Origin of the sequence: Flavisolibacter tropicus, from assembly GCF_001644645.1 — a bacterium.
Classification (GTDB): domain Bacteria; phylum Bacteroidota; class Bacteroidia; order Chitinophagales; family Chitinophagaceae; genus Flavisolibacter; species Flavisolibacter tropicus.
In genome coordinates, this window is record NZ_CP011390.1 from 248,515 (window position 1) to 263,936 (window position 15,422).

Here is a 15,422-nt window from a genome sequence, read left to right on the forward strand (position 1 = left end):
TTAAGAACGTTTGCTTTTCTTCTTTTTATACTTTCTCCATTCTATAAATGCAGCTAAAATATCCCCTATACTATTACTTATAATTTCCGCTATCCACATTATGATCAAATTTAAAAAAATAAGCCTGTGATCCCCAAATGGATATCTAACCTATTTGAATAAACTTTTATGTAAATATGTAACATCTGGTATTATGCCGTAAGTTCTATCGGTCTTTGGCAGTTATAGCGTTTGTTGCTATTTAGTTAGCGCTGCTTGGTGATTACAACTCCGCTTACTAAAATCTACTGTTATTGAACTTATTTAAGCATATTAAAACTATTTACTGTGACTTAGGCTGACATCCGACCAAACAGTGGTGTTGATTCTGATTGTAAGGGATGTTAGTAACCTTCAAATCCCCACACTTCTGGTACCTATCTTTTGACTAACTCCTTACTGAAATTTAGGTGTTTTAATAAATACATCGTATTTAAAGACTATATAACTGGAAGATGACAGGAGGATAACCTGAGTCCTTATAGACTCGGGTTATCCTCTCTTTATCCTCGGGTTATCCTATCCGGTTAGCAAGTTTTTATAAGGCGAAAAAAGACGAGAATCCGGGGAAGTAATGCTTATTAAGGGAAATGAAGTAATCTTTAGGGAGGTTTTAATGGGAGGGCGAATCAGTGACTGATTTGGCCTTTTGGGGTCTTGTGTAGGCGGAGGCCTTTTTGTGTCTTTTGGCCAACAAGGGAAATAAGCCCCTTGATGGTGGTATGACATTCAAACAACTATAATCTCTTAGTAATGCAAAATTAATTGAGTATCTTACACATTGCCATTCTTTCTTACATATCCTATCTATAAGTCTTTACATGGTTTAGTGTTGTCCTATTTAAGACGATAATTCTTCATTCACTAAAACCACATATATGTACAAGTTTCGATTGCTTATTATTTGGACAATTGTTTTGGCATCTTGCAATAGCGCTCAACAGAAACCGGCAGAAGGCGGTACCGCGGCTACTAATGCTTCAGAGAACGCTCCGGCTGATCTTCCTTACAAGGCTTCTTATTCTAGTAGCTGGTCTACCGACGTTACTGATGCGGATCTGAAAATGGTATTAATGACCTATAAAAACTGGGCTGATGGAAATATGAAAGGACTGGGAGCTGGCATGGCAGATACTGTGGAATATGATAATGCCAATGGTAAGCATTATCGGTTATCTAATGCCGATTTGATGAAGATGTGGACGACATCCAGAGACAGTTTGAGCTCAATTGTTATTGATATGGAGGCATGGCAAAAAATGTATTCTACAGATAAGAAAGAAGGCCACATTGTAACATGGTATAAAGAAACCGACACGTATAAAACCGGAAAAGTAGATTCTGCCTATTTCCAAGATATTAACCGGTTGAAAAATGGTAAGATTGTGTGGTATGCGCAGTATAAGCGGCCGGCATTACCTAATCAATAGAAGCACTTAAGAAAATAGTAGTAATAATCCACGGTTCTAGCCGTGTCTCCAATGCAACGCTGAAGTGTTTTGGCTGGGACACGGCGCTTTAAATGTAACGCCGTGTCCCTCTCTGCGCACAATAGCCATACAGAGGAGACACGGCTAGGACCCAAAAAACTTTAACCGTATACATTTGCATACAAATACCATAACCCGATACTAAAGAGGAGAATTTCAATAAGCCATATATACAAAACCTTGTCTTTAAATATGGCTTTGAGAATAAAGTCGCTAATCCATAATAAAAAAGAAGCTGGCAGGAAAATTATTATTCCAAAGAAGCTCCATCCCTTAGATTCTTCCATATTTAGAATGCTAATAATTATGGTTATAGCACAGAAAGCGATGGCTATTACACATGGAGAAAGAATTCTTAGCCAATTAGTGGTTGCGCCAATAGTATTGGATTGGTCAACAGGCATATTCAAGTTCATTTAATTAAAGTTACAATCTGTTAGTGTCTCGGCCTTGTTCTTACCAATGCAAATTATCCATAGCATGGCGAACTGGTGTGAAGCCAAAATATTTCCTTTCTCTTTTGTAACCTTTTGTTCCCTCACTTACTCTACTATGGTTGATGCGCTTTGGTATTGGCTAAGAAAGCCCGTATAGCTGCATTTTCTTTAATCAAATAAACTATGATACAAAACGGGACGTTAGTGACAGTAAATGGAAAACACGCAGCGGAAACAAATGGCTATCACCTCGAATCAACCTCAGAGGGAGGGATACACAAGAATGGGCATTTAATAGATGATGAGACGAAGATCAAAATGATCAGCCATCATTTTAGACAGATCATGCAGATATTGGGTCTTGATCTAAACGATGATAGTTTAAAAGATACACCGGATCGTGTGGCTAAGATGTATGTGAAGGAGGCCTTTAGTGGCTTGAACCCTAATAATAAACCAGATATTTCTCTATTTGAAAATAGTTACCACTATAATGAGATGCTGGTTGAAAAGAATATCACCCTTTATTCCTACTGCGAGCATCATTTTGTTCCCATCATCGGTAAAGCACACGTAGCTTATTTATCCAGCGGCAGGGTGATAGGCCTTTCCAAGATCAACCGTATTGTGCAATACTATGGGCGTAGGCCGCAAGTACAGGAACGACTAACCGAACAGATTGCTACTGCCTTAAAAAAGGCACTAAATACAGATGATGTAGCCGTTGTTATAGATGCAGCTCATCTATGTGTAGCTTCAAGGGGTATTTGTGATGTGAATAGTACTACTGTTACCAGTCACTATTCCGGTAAATTCAAAGATGTAGAAGTTAAAAAAGAATTCTTATCTTATATAAAATAGCCTCGTCCACTAAAGATTACGCAAAGCAATAAAACAATGCCGCATATTATAAAAATAAAGTCGATAGAAAACGTTACCCATAATGTAAAGCGTTTCAGATGTGAAAAGCCTGCTGGTTATACGTTTCATCCTGGACAGGCAACGGAAGTAGCCATCAATAAGCCAGGATGGGAGGAGGAGAAAAGACCTTTCACCTTTACTGCACTTAATGATTCTCCTGATCTTGAATTCACCATAAAGATCTATGATGATCATCAGGGGGTAACCAACGAACTCAATAGCCTTAAACCGGGCAATGAGTTAATTGTTGATGATGTATGGGGTACGATAGAATACAAAGGCCCTGGCTATTTTATTGCCGGTGGGGCTGGTATTACACCCTTTATTGCCATACTCCGGCAGTTAAAGAAAGACAATGAGGTAGCAGGAAACAAGCTTTTCTTCTCCAATAAAACCTCGCGTGATATCATTTTAGAAGAGGAGCTGAGTAACATACTTGGCGAGAACGCTATTTATGTAATTACAGATGAACCAGCCAACAACTATCATACTGGTCTCATTAACGAAGCCTTCCTTAAAACACACATTGATGATTTTAGCAAGCCATTTTATTTGTGTGGTCCGACCCCAATGGTAGAAGCGTTAAAGGAATGTCTGACTATGCTGGGATCTTCTCCAGATGCTGTAGTATTTGAGAAATAGTACAGCGTTCGAGGTCTGTCGCCTGTTAATTGATATACACTAAAAGAATAGCCCCTTATCAAGTGTAAGCTTGATAAGGGGCTATTCTTTTCTTATCATTCTATGGATTCAAATTGATTGAATTTAAAACTACAGGCAGTGGTTGTTTATAATTTAGGAAACACTAGGAATTGCATGTGGCTGCGTAGACGCTGCAAAGAAAACACAAGACCTCAGCTAGTTGGCTAAGGCCAGCGAACTATAAGTTAAATAGGCTTTGCTTTTGTCTAGCAAAGGTAAGCCGAACTATAAAGAGTCACCAAGCTCTGAAAGAAAAGACAGAACATAGTCTTTACCTGCTTACTGCTCAACCTTCTTTTTATTTAAAAAGGTATAAAACAAACCCACTTGAAATACTCCATTTTTAAAGTCGGAACTATAATCGGGCGATTCTATGTTGCCGATACTGCTGAGACCCAAGATATAGCGTGCATTAATTCCAAGGCCTAACTTGGTTTCAAAACCAAGGCCTAATGCACCTGCCACATCGCTAGACTTGGTGAAGTCTTCACTGCTCGCATCGGGAACGTCTTCATTCAGTTTGAATCCTACCTGGGGGCCAATTTCTATATACAAACTATTAAAGTGATATTGTAACATTATGGGAACATTGATGTACGAAACCTTGGCATCAAATTCTGTTGTGCTTGACTTTAATTTAGCACCCTGTTCTGACCAAACGACTTCAGGTTGAAGTCCCAAATTATTGGCAAAGCGCCAACGTACATACGCTCCGGCATAAGGTCTTGTCAATGATTCATTTTCTATATTTTTGAAATCACCACCGACAAAGTTGCTAATGTTAACCCCAGCCTTCAGTCCAAGTTGGAGTTGAGCGTAAGTAGTTTGCAGGGAAAGCAGCAGAACCGCTGCCAATAAATGTTTAAGCATAATAAAGCATTTAATTTTAGAGATAAGTGCTAAGCACCGGGTACTAAAAACGGCAATCTGTAATCATGATATTTTCTATTGTATCATGATACTATACACGTTCTCGACCGGCATACAGATTTGATATTAGGCAAGCAGAAATTTTATCGGTAATCAGCAGGTAGCAGAATACAACGGAAGAATTCTAAAGCAAGTCGCTGTAGGAATAATACTAGGAAATTTGGCAAAAGTGATGAAACGTACTATTCATCATCTTTTCAAGCGGATAACATGATGTTAATGGCTGTAAAATTAAAACAAAATATATACTCGGTCGCTTATAATTGAACTTATTTACGCATTTCGGCTCAAAGTTGCTCAAAATCCTACAGTGAAGCCTGAATAGTCGTGCTAGTGGTGTAGTTCTTGTGTTTTATGTCTTGGACGTGGCTCCAATGGCGAGTCAAAGTGAGTTGGCATTGGAGAAACAGCTGAGGCTAACGAGCTATTATTTGAGTAGACATTACAAGCTTAAAGTAGCTGAGGTGCCATTCACATAAATGTCATAAAATAAGGTTGTCTTTTATTGGTGACATTGGCCCCGGAAAAGATGGCCGCACCGTAAACAGAAGAAATTTACTTATCTGGCTATCACGTACCTACGTTGTCCTTACTGTATGATCACCTGACTTTTCTTGAGAGATAACGTGACTGCTTATATGTAATTACCCAGTTCGCTTAGGGGTCAATGCACAAATTCTTATATGAGCTATAATAGGAGTTTATAATTGAATTGATGTAGGTAATGATGTAAATCAAACAATTTACTAATCCACATCATTTTGTAAGAATCAAGGCTGGCTTACATTAATATGTTGTAGAAAATAAAGACCTTAAATTGGTTATGTAAGCTGCTGAATTTGATGAGTGGTATGCAAAAACTAAGAAGTTATGAAAATACTTATTTGCTTGTTCGTATGTAGCTTGACCCTTACGATTCCGTGTTTCAGTCAATCAAAAACAAACTCATCAAAAGCATATGTGACGTCAGGTGGAGAGCTAATATTTTCTTTCGCGAACATCGAACAAGACGGGAGCAGCGAAAATTCTATTCTTCGTTTTTCACCTGTTATCAATTTACAGGGAATGCTAAATAAAGACTTGAGTGAAAAATTTGGTGTCTTTACCGGATTGGCTTTAAGAAATGTGGGTTATATAATGGATGACTATAAAGACCCATCCAATAATCTAAATTATAAGAAAAAGTTTCGGTCTTATAATCTGGGGATTCCGGTTGGGTTCAAAGTTGGAAATCTTGATAAGACCTTTTTTTATGGAGGTTACGAAGGGGAGGTTGCCCTTGCTTACAAAGAAAAGACCTATGAAGGGGGCGATAAAACAAATAAGATAACAGGCTGGTTTAGTAACAGGCAGGAAATATTTCAGCATGGCTTCCTTGCAGGGATTCAGTTTCCTTATGGCGCCAACCTGAAGTTTAAATATTATCTGAGTGAATTTCATAACCGTGATTATGTAGACAATGCCGGCGTAAAACCTTATGCTGCACTTAAATCAAACATCTATTATTTTTCGCTAAGCTTTTTTCTTTTCAAGAATTTAGACTTTAATGCATACTAGTAAATGCTATCATGTCTTTTTAATAAAAGGTTTAAGTGCTGAACGATATAAGCGAAGCTGGCCTAGCTGTTCGGAATAAATAAGTTTGGCTGATAAGAATAGGCTGTATACTTGCGTTAGTAATGGCTCCATTTTCTAATACTGCCTCTTTATTTTCTTCCTTACCCCATTTACAAGCACTTCATCATCAAAATAACCCCAAGGTAAATCATTTGGTAGTTTGGACTGAAAATAATGCGCTTGTTGTATGAAGACTGCTGAATTGGCATTCGTGTACTTATTCTCCTGTTTTGATAAAAGTGAATCGTTGGAATAATAGTACCTAGAGGCGCAATTTTTACATGTAGATTTTGGTGGAATAACCGTAACGGAAGTCAATTTGTTTTTACCGAAGGAATAAATCACCTGTGCTCCCTTCTCTGGCTTTTGGCAATTGTCGGATTCTCGAACAGAGCTGAGCATCCTGTTCTGTTTGTCAAAATAATAGCCACGGCTCATGGTGATTTTCTTTCCGGATACATCTACGGTATCCATAAGCTCAAACATTACCAGGAAGTATTCACTAGGCTTAAACTTTTTTGCCTTACTAACAATGGTCACCGTGTCCAATGCCTGTGCGCCGGCGAATGTTCCCACAGTAAGTAAGAGTAACAATACAGTTATCTTTTTCATGGTTAATTGTTTAACTGAGAGTAGTTGGATTTGACTCCAAAAGAATACTAGCTTCCACAACAAATACGGTTGTTTGGAACTACCCGACTGCGTTACTATTACAAAGATAAACCGAGATGTGTTGAGCAGAAAGGACAGTGAAGAAGAACAGGTTAAAACAGTGGTTGCTTTTGAAGATTGCAATAAAGTTATTCTTTGACCTTTGAAGTATATTATTCAACCAGTCCTTGTAGTTAATGGAATGGATAATAGCTTGGTTCAATTAATTCATTTTAAATCATCGTAGAGTGCCATCTTACTGAAAGCCTTTTAGCTTATTATAGAAGGCGTCAGCGTAGGTGTCGCTGATGGGGATGACCTGATCAGCAATACAGATTCTGTTTTTCTCGATGTGGTCTATTTTGTCAATGGCCACCAGAAAGGAACGGTGCACGCGGACAAAATCCTGTGGGGGTAACAACTCCTCCAATTTAGCAAAATTCAGAAGCGTCATGATCTTCTCTTCCTTAGTATGAATCCGCAGGTAGTCTTTCATACCCTCCACAAAAAGAATATCACCGGTAGCCACTTTTTGAATACGGTGGCCCACCTTCAGGAAGATATATTCCTGTTCGCTTTTCGGCTCTGGTTTCGGTCCCTTCGTTTCCGGTTGAAGTTTGAGGCTTTGTTCCTGGTACAGGCGCAGGACGCCCTTGTAAAAACGTTCAAAGGAAAAGGGCTTTAATAGATAATCCTTCACCTCAAGATCAAAGGCTTTTAGGGCATACTGGTCATAGGCAGTGGTCAGGATGATCATAGGTTTAGGATTCAGCATCGGGATGAAACTGAGCCCGTCCAGATCCGGCATGTTGATATCGAGAAAAAGAAGGTCAGGTTCGTATTCCTTTAAAGCGCTTGCAGCTTCCAGCGGGCTCATGAAACTACCTTTCAGCTCTAGAAAGGAAACTTTGGCGATATAGTCTTCCAGTATTTCCTGCGCCAAAGGTTCATCATCAATGATATAGCAGGTTAGCTTTTCTTTCATGAGGCTGTAATTGAAGACCTTGAATTTTGAGAACGACGGCAAATGTTTCGCCCGAGTTTTGAATTTCCAGTGTGTGCTGGTCCGGGTACAGCAAAGTCAGCCTTTTCCGGACATTTGGTAAACCTATACCGCCGGGTTCTTCAAGGGTATGGGCCGGATTATTGCCAACTGGATTCTGCACGCTGAAGGTAAGGATATCTTCCTGCACCTCCACTTTGACTTTCAGATCGCCAGGATTGAGCCGGGCAGGGCTGTGTTTATAGGCGTTTTCCAGGAGGTGTATGAATAGCAGCGGGGCAATATGGCAGGCTTCTGTTTCTCCTTCTATCTTCAAATCAACAACTGGGCTTTGTTTATAACGGAGTTGCTGCAAACTCATATAATCCTGCAAATAATTCATCTCCCTTGTGAGTGGAACGGTAGGGGCGTTTGACTCATAGATCATGTAGCGCATAAGAGAAGCTAGTTGCATGACGGCCTCTGGAGCGGTTGGTGCCTGTTTGTAAACCAGGGTGTGGATGTTATTAAGCGTGTTGAATAGAAAGTGTGGGTTGATCTGCGATTTGAGATAATATAACTCGGCCTCTACAGCCTGTTTCTCCAGCTGCTCTTTTTTGACTGTATTGATTACTAAATTCTCGGTGACCCTGGCCAGCCAACTTAAGAAGATAAAGGGGATTACAATAGAGATCAGAGAGATCATATAATACTCAGAGAAAAGGTCCCAGGTATCAAGCTTTCTGTAATGAAAAAACAAATACAGAAAAGGCCCGGTTAATAAGACTCCTGTCAGCCGGAGAAAATAAGGCCCCTTCTTTCGTTTGCCTAAATAGCGGGTCAGGAGAAAGAAATGGCTGTAATAGACATACAAACATGTCCCAACCACTCCCACAGTTAAGGCAAACCAGTGGGAAGTATCCTGGCTTAATTGTAAAGCTGCCAGCAAGGCAAACAATATCCAAAGGGAGATTTGGATCAGCACGAATACCTTCTTAATTCGTTTCATTGAACAAAAGTATTTTTTCTCTCCATTGTAACATTAGCTGATCGACCAGAGCCATATTCTAATCTATTAAAGCTCTTTAGGTAAGCAAAGCAGCCGTTGGTCGATTGCTTCGCCGCATTAGCATATCGCTTTTTGCTTTCCCGGCCCTTGCCAATTGCTTTGTACAGAAATAAAATGAAAGTACCGGTAAAGGTGCTTCACTTCTTTCCTTTAAAAGAATCACTGAAGAAAATCAGACAAGATGGAAAATCACCCATTTGGACTATCTATTCGCAACATCTCCAAAACGTATGCTAATGGAGTGCAGGCATTGAAAAATATTTCGCTTGACATTCCTATGGGGATGTATGGACTGCTAGGCCCAAATGGCGCTGGTAAATCAACGCTAATGCGCACACTAGCCACGCTGCAGGAGCCAGATCAAGGGCAACTTTTTTTAGGCGACATCAATGTAGTGAACCAGAAGGAAAAGGTGCGTGAGACGCTGGGCTACCTTCCCCAAGAGTTTGGCGTTTACCCCAAATCCAGTGCAGAGGAACTGCTGGATTATTTCGCCGTGCTCAAAGGCATTACCAATCGGGCTTCCAGAAAAGAAGTGGTAGAAGCCTTATTGAAACAAACCAACCTTTGGGATAAGCGCAGGCAGAAATTGGGCGGTTTCTCGGGTGGTATGAAGCAGCGTTTTGGAGTGGCAGTGGCCCTGTTAGGCAATCCCAAACTAATGATTGTGGACGAGCCAACAGCAGGGTTGGACCCAGCTGAACGTGTTCGGTTTCTCAATCTTTTGAGCGAATTGGGAGAGAACAGCATAGTGATTCTATCTACTCATATTGTAGAAGATGTGAGTGAGCTTTGTACTCGAATGGCCATTATCAACAGAGGACAAATATTGTTGGAAGTTGAGCCATTAAAAGCAATGCAAGGACTGCAAGGAATGGTTTGGCGGCGCATTGTTGATAAAAGTGCAATGCCTAAACTGGAGCAGGAATATAAAATCATCACTACCAAACTGCTAAGCGGACGAACAGTCGTTCATATTTACAGCGAAGAAGATCCCGGCAACGGCTTTGAACAGGTGGTTCCCGATCTGGAAGATGTCTACTTTACCACCATGGCCGGACATATCAACAACCATAAACTGGAGGTGGTACTATGAAGCTCTGGAAGATCTTTAGCTTTGAGTTTGCCTATCTGGTAAGGCGCACTTCAACCTGGCTCTATTTTGCCGTTCTTTTCTTATTTACATTAGTAATGAACCTGGTCACTACACCGGGGGACGGCGTATACGTTAACAATACCTTTCACATCACCGCTATTACTGTAATTGGCGGCCTTATCTGGCTTGTAATCGGCGCTGCCATTGCTGGCGAAGCAGCAGCACGGGACATGAAAATGCGGATGCATCCGCTTACATTCACCACTCCGATTAGAAAGCTTTACTACCTTGGTGGACGATTTTTTGCAGCCTTTGTACTGAATGCACTCCTTATCCTTTGCTTGCTGTTAGGTACGCTGCTTTCCTTTTATCTGCCAGGAATGGGAGAGGGTACGCTAGGACCATTCATGCCAACGGCCTATCTGAGTGTTTATTTTCTGATTGCCTTACCTAATGTATTTATAGCCACCGCCCTTCAATTTAGTTTAGCGGCACTTAGTCGCCAAGTGATGACAAGTTATCTGGCCAGCCTGCTATTGGCTATTGTTGCTCAGATTATTGCCATAGCGGTGGCAAAGCTTTTTGGAAACTGGGACCTGGTGAAACTATTGGACCCAGTTGGTGTTGCAGGTGTTGTAGGCAGCGAACTGGCAACATGGACACCCGCAGAGAAAAATACGCGGCTGGTTACGCTGGAAGGAATGTTTCTTTGGAATCGCGTCTTGTGGATTAGCATTGCTATAAGTTTATTGTGGCTTACCTACCACCGCTTCAATTTTGCTAATGCTGTAACAAACAGCTGGTGGAGTCGCTTTAAACGTAGGCCTATTGAACTGGAGAAAGCGTCTGCTAAAACTGCAGTTATTAGATCAACAGCGATCACTGTTTCGCAGGTTCAGCGAAGTTTCGATTTCGCAACTTATTTCCGTCAGACAATCCGAATTGCGTGGTCATCTTTCAAGATGATAGCCAGGCACCCAATAGGACTTACCCTGGTTGCTGTTATTACCTTGTTTTCAGTTGTGTTCAGCCAGCGAATAATGACTCAGTTTGAGATTCCGTTGTTTCCAACTACCCAGCAGGTGTTAACCTACCTGACCACATCTGTAGGTAACCTTAGTGCCCCATGGGTTGTTATTCCGCTACTCATCATATACTTCACTGGCGAGCTTGTCTGGCGCGAAAGAGATGCGGGTCTTAGTGATATTGCAGATGCATCACCTGTTCAGGAATGGGTACTTTTTACAGGTAAGTATTTTGGGTTGGGGCTCATCATAATTGCCTGGATGGCACTGCTCATGGCAGGAGGTATATTTATGCAGTTGGGCCTGAAGTACGATAAATTAGAGATAGGCCTGTACTTGAAAGTTCTCTTTGGGCTTCAACTTGTAGACTACCTGCTCTTTGCTTTACTAGCCCTTGTGGTACATGTAGTAGTGAATCAAAAATATATAAGCTACTTGGTGATACTTTTAGTTTTCATCTTCATTGCCTTTCCTTCCACATTTAAGATTGAGCATAGTATGCTCATTTTTGGAAAAGATCCAGGATGGTGGTACACCGATATGCGTGGTTTCGGAGCTACACTTAGGCCGTGGCTATGGTTTAAACTCTATTGGATATCCTGGGCTTTGCTGCTTGCTGTGTTCGCTAGATTACTCTGGGCACGGGGTAGGGAACAAGGTTTGACGTATCGTCTTCAATTAGCAAAGCGCCGTTTCTCACACTCAACAATCAAGTTTGCAATAGTAGCTTTAGTGCTTATACTTTCCCTTGGGAGCTTCATTTTCTATAATACAAATGTGCTGAATGAGTACCAAAGCAGCTCCGATATTAATGAACAAAAGGCTGAATATGAACGGCGCTATGGCCAGTATAGAAATACTCCACAACCACAGCTAACCGATACAAAGTTGCAGGTTGAGATTTACCCTGACCAGCAACAAGTTGATATACGTGCGACATATACACTTTTGAATAACAATAAAGTATCAATAGGCTCCATACATCTAGGAAGTATTTCGGGTATAGCGCCGACTGAAGTAACGTTTAATCGACCGGCCGTCGCCGTGAGTATAGACCATGAAGTTTGCCACTACATTTATGCACTAAAGCAAGCGCTAAGGCCCGGAGATTCACTACAATTACACTTTGTAGTGCATTATAAGCAACGCGGTTTCCTTCATAGTGGTCCGAAACCATTAGTTGTAGAGAACGGTACCAATTTCACGAATTTCGAGCTGCTCCCTACTATTGGCTACCAACGCTATAGAGAACTCAATGATGCGGTCATTAGAAAAAGCTATGGGCTTGCTTCACGCCAGGCAATACCGTCACTCTATGATCCTGAGGCGCGTAAAAAACCGTTCAGTACAGATAATATCACTTTTGAGGCAATTGTAGGCACTGCTAAGAATGAAATAGCCGTTGCGCCGGGTGTTTTACGCCAAACCTGGACAAAAAACGATCGGCGCTACTTCCACTACAAAACTGATGCTTCTATTGGGGGCGAGTACTCTATCTTATCAGGGGATTATGCAATGAAGGAGAGCATGTGGAATGATGTTGCCATCAGGATTTATTATCATCCGGACCATGACATGAATATTAATCGAATGCTCCGGAGCGTAAAAGCTTCGCTGGAGTACTATTCGGGGCAGTTTGGTCCTTACCCTTATAGGAATATTACGGTAGTAGAAGGCGCTGGACCCGGTGGCGGAGCAAGTGCAGATGCGAGCATCATTTATTATGGAGAACAGTATGCCCTTTTTAATCCTGATGAGAGTCCGAATGGCTTAGATCTTCCCTTTTATATTTTGGCTCATGAAATGGCGCACCAGTGGTGGGGAATGGCTAGATTAACACCTGCAAATGTAGAAGGAGCTGGTGTTTTGATTGAAGGTCTGTCTGTTTATTCCGGTATGCAGGTTCTGGAAAAAAGTTATGGTGATGCTCATTTGCGAAAATACCTGGGCTTTCTGCATTCTTCCTACGAAATGCCACGCTCACTTGCAACAGCTTCTTTACTTCAGGCAAATGAAGACTTTTTATACTATCGTAAGGGTGGACTCGCCCTATACGCCCTGAGTAAGTACATTGGTAAAGAAAAAGTGAATGCGGCGCTTCGGAGTCTGCTCCAAAAGCATTATTCAGGAGAGCTACCGCTGCCAACTACCTTGGATCTTTATCAGGAGATACAAAAGGTGACCCCAGACTCATTAAATTATTTGTTAAACGACCTGTTTAATACGAATACGTATTGGCGCCTTAAAACAAACCAATTTGCGGTAGAGCAGACTAAAGCTGGCAGCTGGCAAGTAACCTTGAAGGTGCAGGCGCAAAAGATAGTAATTGATACTACGGGCAGCGAAAAAGAAGTGCCGATGAATGATTGGCTGGAAGTTGGTATTTATGAAGAACACAAGGGGCAGGATAAACCGCTCTACCTTCAGATGCACCGCATCCGGTCTGGTGAGCAGATAATAAAAGTGATCGTGCCGCGAAAGCCTGTATGTGGTGGTATTGATCCTAACAATCTGATGATTGACTTGAGACTTGATGATAATCTTTTGAAACTGGATTAGTAAGAAGGCTAATATACTATCGTCATTATGAAACAAAGTGCTTTTATCATTCCTAAGTAATCGTATTCCAGTTTAATAGTTTGAGTGTATACTTAGCTGTTAAAACCTTGCTTTACCAGGTGAATGAACTTTAGTTCTTTAGGTCCCCGACGTCTCTCCTAAGCTTGGCCTAGTGCGGTTGCAGGGACACGGTGGTGGCAGAAAGGTAATGACTGTATTTTTCCTTAGTTCTGTTTTACAAGGATACAAGAATGCAAGTAGCCAAACTTGTTATGACTATCGCAGTGTCCATTGACACGCACAGGGCCTGGATAAGAAGATACGGCGCTTATCTAAACACCTAACGGTTCAGTACAAGTACGATCGGCTGCAAAGGCTTGGCTGCATACTCATATCATTGCAAAAGATTATTTTTCATTATAGCAACAAAGCAATTAAGTAACCAGTACGCATACTAAACAAGCATCGCTATGTTGAGCGCAAGGCCTCCCTTAATTGCTTTTTCTTTTAAAGCCTGAACAGTACTTAAAGGTAGCCGCCTTACAGAGCTGCTAACCTTGTATAAAATATGAGAGAAGGCTACTAAAGAAAACGTTGCTGCGTATTCATTTTTCAAATTCAGGTATGGATTTATTGAAGTATGGTATTGGTATAGACATGGCCATGGACAGCTTTGATGTTTGTTTAAGTGTAATTGACCGCCAGCAGCACGTTATCATTCAAGCACGCAGCAGTTTTAGTAATGACAAAACAGGGTTTGATCGTTTCGATGCCTGGTGTACGAAACACAAGAAGCTCCCTTTGCCGACGGTTTATTTAATGGAAGCAACGGGGGTCTATTATGAGCAGCTGGCCTGGTACCTGCACACCAAAGCATACGATCTCTCCGTTGTGCTTCCCAACAAAGCCCGGAAATATAAAGAGTCGCTGGGCCTGAAATCAAAAACCGATCGTATTGATGCCAAAGGCCTTGCCCAAATGGCCTGCGAACAACAGTGCAGCCGGTGGCAACCCTTATCGGCCAACATTTACCGGCTGCGATTGGTGACCCGGCAGATTCAAAACCTTACCGAGCAAGCCATCGCGCTGTCCAATCAGTTGCACGCCCTGCAGCATGGCATGTTCCGCGATAAAGACCTGGAGAAGATGCTGCAAAAGCAACTAGTGGTTCTAAAAAAGAACAAAGCGTCACTTAAAACAAAAGTGCAGGCACTTATCGATGCTGATCCGGCCTTAAAACAAAAATTTGAAAAGATCGGGAGCATCAAAGGACTGGGCTGCCAAAGCCTGGCCGTAATTGTAGCAGAGACCAATGGTTTTGCGGCTTTTGAAAGTGCGGGGCAACTGGTCAGTTATGCAGGCTATGATGTAGTGGCCAACGACTCCGGTAAGCGGGTAGGTAAAACAAAAATATCCAAGAAGGGCAATAGCCGGATCCGGAGGTGCTTGCATTTTCCGGCTTTTAATATGATTAAATATGAAGTGGGTGTTTTTAAAAACCTCTATCAAAGGGTGTATGAAAGAAGTAAGCTGAAAATGAAAGCGTATACAGCGGTACAGAAAAAACTGCTTATGATCATCTATGCACTTTGGAAAAACAACGAAGCTTTTATCGATAAGATACCGGGGCCAGCATTAGGCGATACAGCCGCAGCGCCTTCGGTGGCATTGGTTGGGCAAGGGACAAAAAATTAGCCCGGGCAAACGCCTGGGCTAAACAAGATAGACAGCCATCGAAGTATCGGCAGATGTCTTCTTTAAGAAAACAAAGGTATTAAAAATTAGTGCCTGAATAATTTGGTTTTCTTGACAGTACCTTGCGCCAGATGTTGGGCTTAGGTCACCTACTTACATTAAATCAGGAATTTACTGCCTTTGTGCTGTCTTGCAATTAAAATGTGAGC

Annotated in this window: 12 protein-coding genes; 7 read left to right on the forward strand and 5 right to left on the reverse strand. The window is 41.5% G+C overall.

The features are described 5' to 3' along the window. Positions 1 to 917 precede the first annotated feature (917 nt). Complete coding sequence (locus tag SY85_RS00930; RefSeq protein WP_066401352.1) at positions 918 to 1,469, forward strand: nuclear transport factor 2-like protein; 552 nt, start codon at positions 918 to 920, stop codon at positions 1,467 to 1,469. A 161-nt stretch (positions 1,470 to 1,630) separates the two neighbouring features. Here the strand turns inward: SY85_RS00930 and SY85_RS25390 are convergent, their stop codons facing one another. Then, complete coding sequence (locus tag SY85_RS25390; protein WP_148661092.1) at positions 1,631 to 1,945, reverse strand: hypothetical protein; 315 nt, start codon at positions 1,943 to 1,945, stop codon at positions 1,631 to 1,633. Between the two features lie 204 nt (positions 1,946 to 2,149). On the opposite strand from SY85_RS25390, the gene folE reads away from it, so the two are divergent. Further along, a complete protein-coding gene (folE, locus tag SY85_RS00940) occupies positions 2,150 to 2,827 on the forward strand; it encodes a GTP cyclohydrolase I FolE (RefSeq protein ID WP_066401354.1) in 678 nt (225 codons plus the stop codon). Between the two features lie 36 nt (positions 2,828 to 2,863). Next, positions 2,864 to 3,529 carry an FAD-binding oxidoreductase gene (locus SY85_RS00945; RefSeq protein WP_066401355.1) on the forward strand — a complete coding sequence of 222 codons (666 nt, stop codon included), beginning with the start codon at positions 2,864 to 2,866 and terminating at the stop codon, positions 3,527 to 3,529. 339 nt (positions 3,530 to 3,868) lie between these two features. On the opposite strand, the gene SY85_RS00950 is transcribed toward SY85_RS00945, so the two are convergent. After that, positions 3,869 to 4,459 (reverse strand): porin family protein, encoded by a 591-nt coding sequence (locus SY85_RS00950; RefSeq protein WP_066401356.1) that lies wholly within the window; start codon positions 4,457 to 4,459, stop codon positions 3,869 to 3,871. A 930-nt stretch (positions 4,460 to 5,389) separates the two neighbouring features. On the opposite strand from SY85_RS00950, the gene SY85_RS00955 reads away from it, so the two are divergent. Continuing rightward, positions 5,390 to 6,076 (forward strand): outer membrane beta-barrel protein, encoded by a 687-nt coding sequence (locus SY85_RS00955; RefSeq protein ID WP_066401357.1) that lies wholly within the window; start codon positions 5,390 to 5,392, stop codon positions 6,074 to 6,076. A 135-nt stretch (positions 6,077 to 6,211) separates the two neighbouring features. Here SY85_RS00955 and SY85_RS00960 read toward each other — a convergent pair whose 3' ends face one another. The 3 genes from SY85_RS00960 to SY85_RS00970 all read right to left on the reverse strand — a co-directional run bounded on the left by SY85_RS00960 (position 6,212) and on the right by SY85_RS00970 (position 8,778). Continuing rightward, entirely contained in the window at positions 6,212 to 6,748 is a 537-nt protein-coding gene (locus SY85_RS00960; protein ID WP_066401358.1) for a hypothetical protein, read from the reverse strand. A 295-nt stretch (positions 6,749 to 7,043) separates the two neighbouring features. Then, positions 7,044 to 7,772, reverse strand: coding sequence for a LytR/AlgR family response regulator transcription factor (locus SY85_RS00965; RefSeq protein ID WP_066401359.1), 729 nt, complete (start codon positions 7,770 to 7,772; stop codon positions 7,044 to 7,046). Continuing rightward, positions 7,741 to 8,778, reverse strand: a complete 1,038-nt coding sequence (locus SY85_RS00970) for a sensor histidine kinase (RefSeq protein ID WP_066401360.1) — start codon at positions 8,776 to 8,778, stop codon at positions 7,741 to 7,743. The genes SY85_RS00965 and SY85_RS00970 overlap by 32 nt, the downstream gene beginning before the upstream one ends. A gap of 241 nt (positions 8,779 to 9,019) precedes the next feature. On the opposite strand from SY85_RS00970, the gene SY85_RS00975 reads away from it, so the two are divergent. From SY85_RS00975 to SY85_RS00985, 3 genes are all read left to right on the forward strand, one after another. After that, positions 9,020 to 9,934: an ABC transporter ATP-binding protein gene (locus SY85_RS00975; protein WP_066401361.1), complete on the forward strand. Its 915-nt coding sequence runs from the start codon at positions 9,020 to 9,022 to the stop codon at positions 9,932 to 9,934. Continuing rightward, the gene (locus SY85_RS00980; RefSeq protein WP_066401362.1) at positions 9,931 to 13,518 is read left to right on the forward strand and encodes an ABC transporter permease/M1 family aminopeptidase; all 3,588 of its coding nucleotides are present in this window, start codon (positions 9,931 to 9,933) and stop codon (positions 13,516 to 13,518) included. Before SY85_RS00975 ends, SY85_RS00980 begins: the two co-directional genes overlap by 4 nt. Positions 13,519 to 14,142: 624 nt before the next feature. Beyond that, on the forward strand, positions 14,143 to 15,213 hold the full coding sequence (locus tag SY85_RS00985) for an IS110 family RNA-guided transposase (protein ID WP_066401363.1): 1,071 nt from the start codon (positions 14,143 to 14,145) through the stop codon (positions 15,211 to 15,213). The last annotated feature ends 209 nt before the right edge of the window (positions 15,214 to 15,422 follow it).

Excerpts from the sequence above, each read along its gene's own strand:
- SY85_RS00965 (WP_066401359.1), bottom strand. The coding sequence starts at position 7,772 with ATGAAAGAAAAGCTAACCTGCTATATCATTGATGATGAACCTTTGGCG.
- SY85_RS00985 (WP_066401363.1), top strand. The coding sequence starts at position 14,143 with ATGGATTTATTGAAGTATGGTATTGGTATAGACATGGCCATGGACAGC.
- SY85_RS25390 (WP_148661092.1), bottom strand. The coding sequence starts at position 1,945 with ATGAACTTGAATATGCCTGTTGACCAATCCAATACTATTGGCGCAACC.
- SY85_RS00975 (WP_066401361.1), top strand. The coding sequence starts at position 9,020 with ATGGAAAATCACCCATTTGGACTATCTATTCGCAACATCTCCAAAACG.
- SY85_RS00945 (WP_066401355.1), top strand. The coding sequence starts at position 2,864 with ATGCCGCATATTATAAAAATAAAGTCGATAGAAAACGTTACCCATAAT.
- SY85_RS00980 (WP_066401362.1), top strand. The coding sequence starts at position 9,931 with ATGAAGCTCTGGAAGATCTTTAGCTTTGAGTTTGCCTATCTGGTAAGG.
- SY85_RS00950 (WP_066401356.1), bottom strand. The coding sequence starts at position 4,459 with ATGCTTAAACATTTATTGGCAGCGGTTCTGCTGCTTTCCCTGCAAACT.
- SY85_RS00960 (WP_066401358.1), bottom strand. The coding sequence starts at position 6,748 with ATGAAAAAGATAACTGTATTGTTACTCTTACTTACTGTGGGAACATTC.
- folE (WP_066401354.1), top strand. The coding sequence starts at position 2,150 with ATGATACAAAACGGGACGTTAGTGACAGTAAATGGAAAACACGCAGCG.
- SY85_RS00930 (WP_066401352.1), top strand. The coding sequence starts at position 918 with ATGTACAAGTTTCGATTGCTTATTATTTGGACAATTGTTTTGGCATCT.
- SY85_RS00955 (WP_066401357.1), top strand. The coding sequence starts at position 5,390 with ATGAAAATACTTATTTGCTTGTTCGTATGTAGCTTGACCCTTACGATT.
- SY85_RS00970 (WP_066401360.1), bottom strand. The coding sequence starts at position 8,778 with ATGAAACGAATTAAGAAGGTATTCGTGCTGATCCAAATCTCCCTTTGG.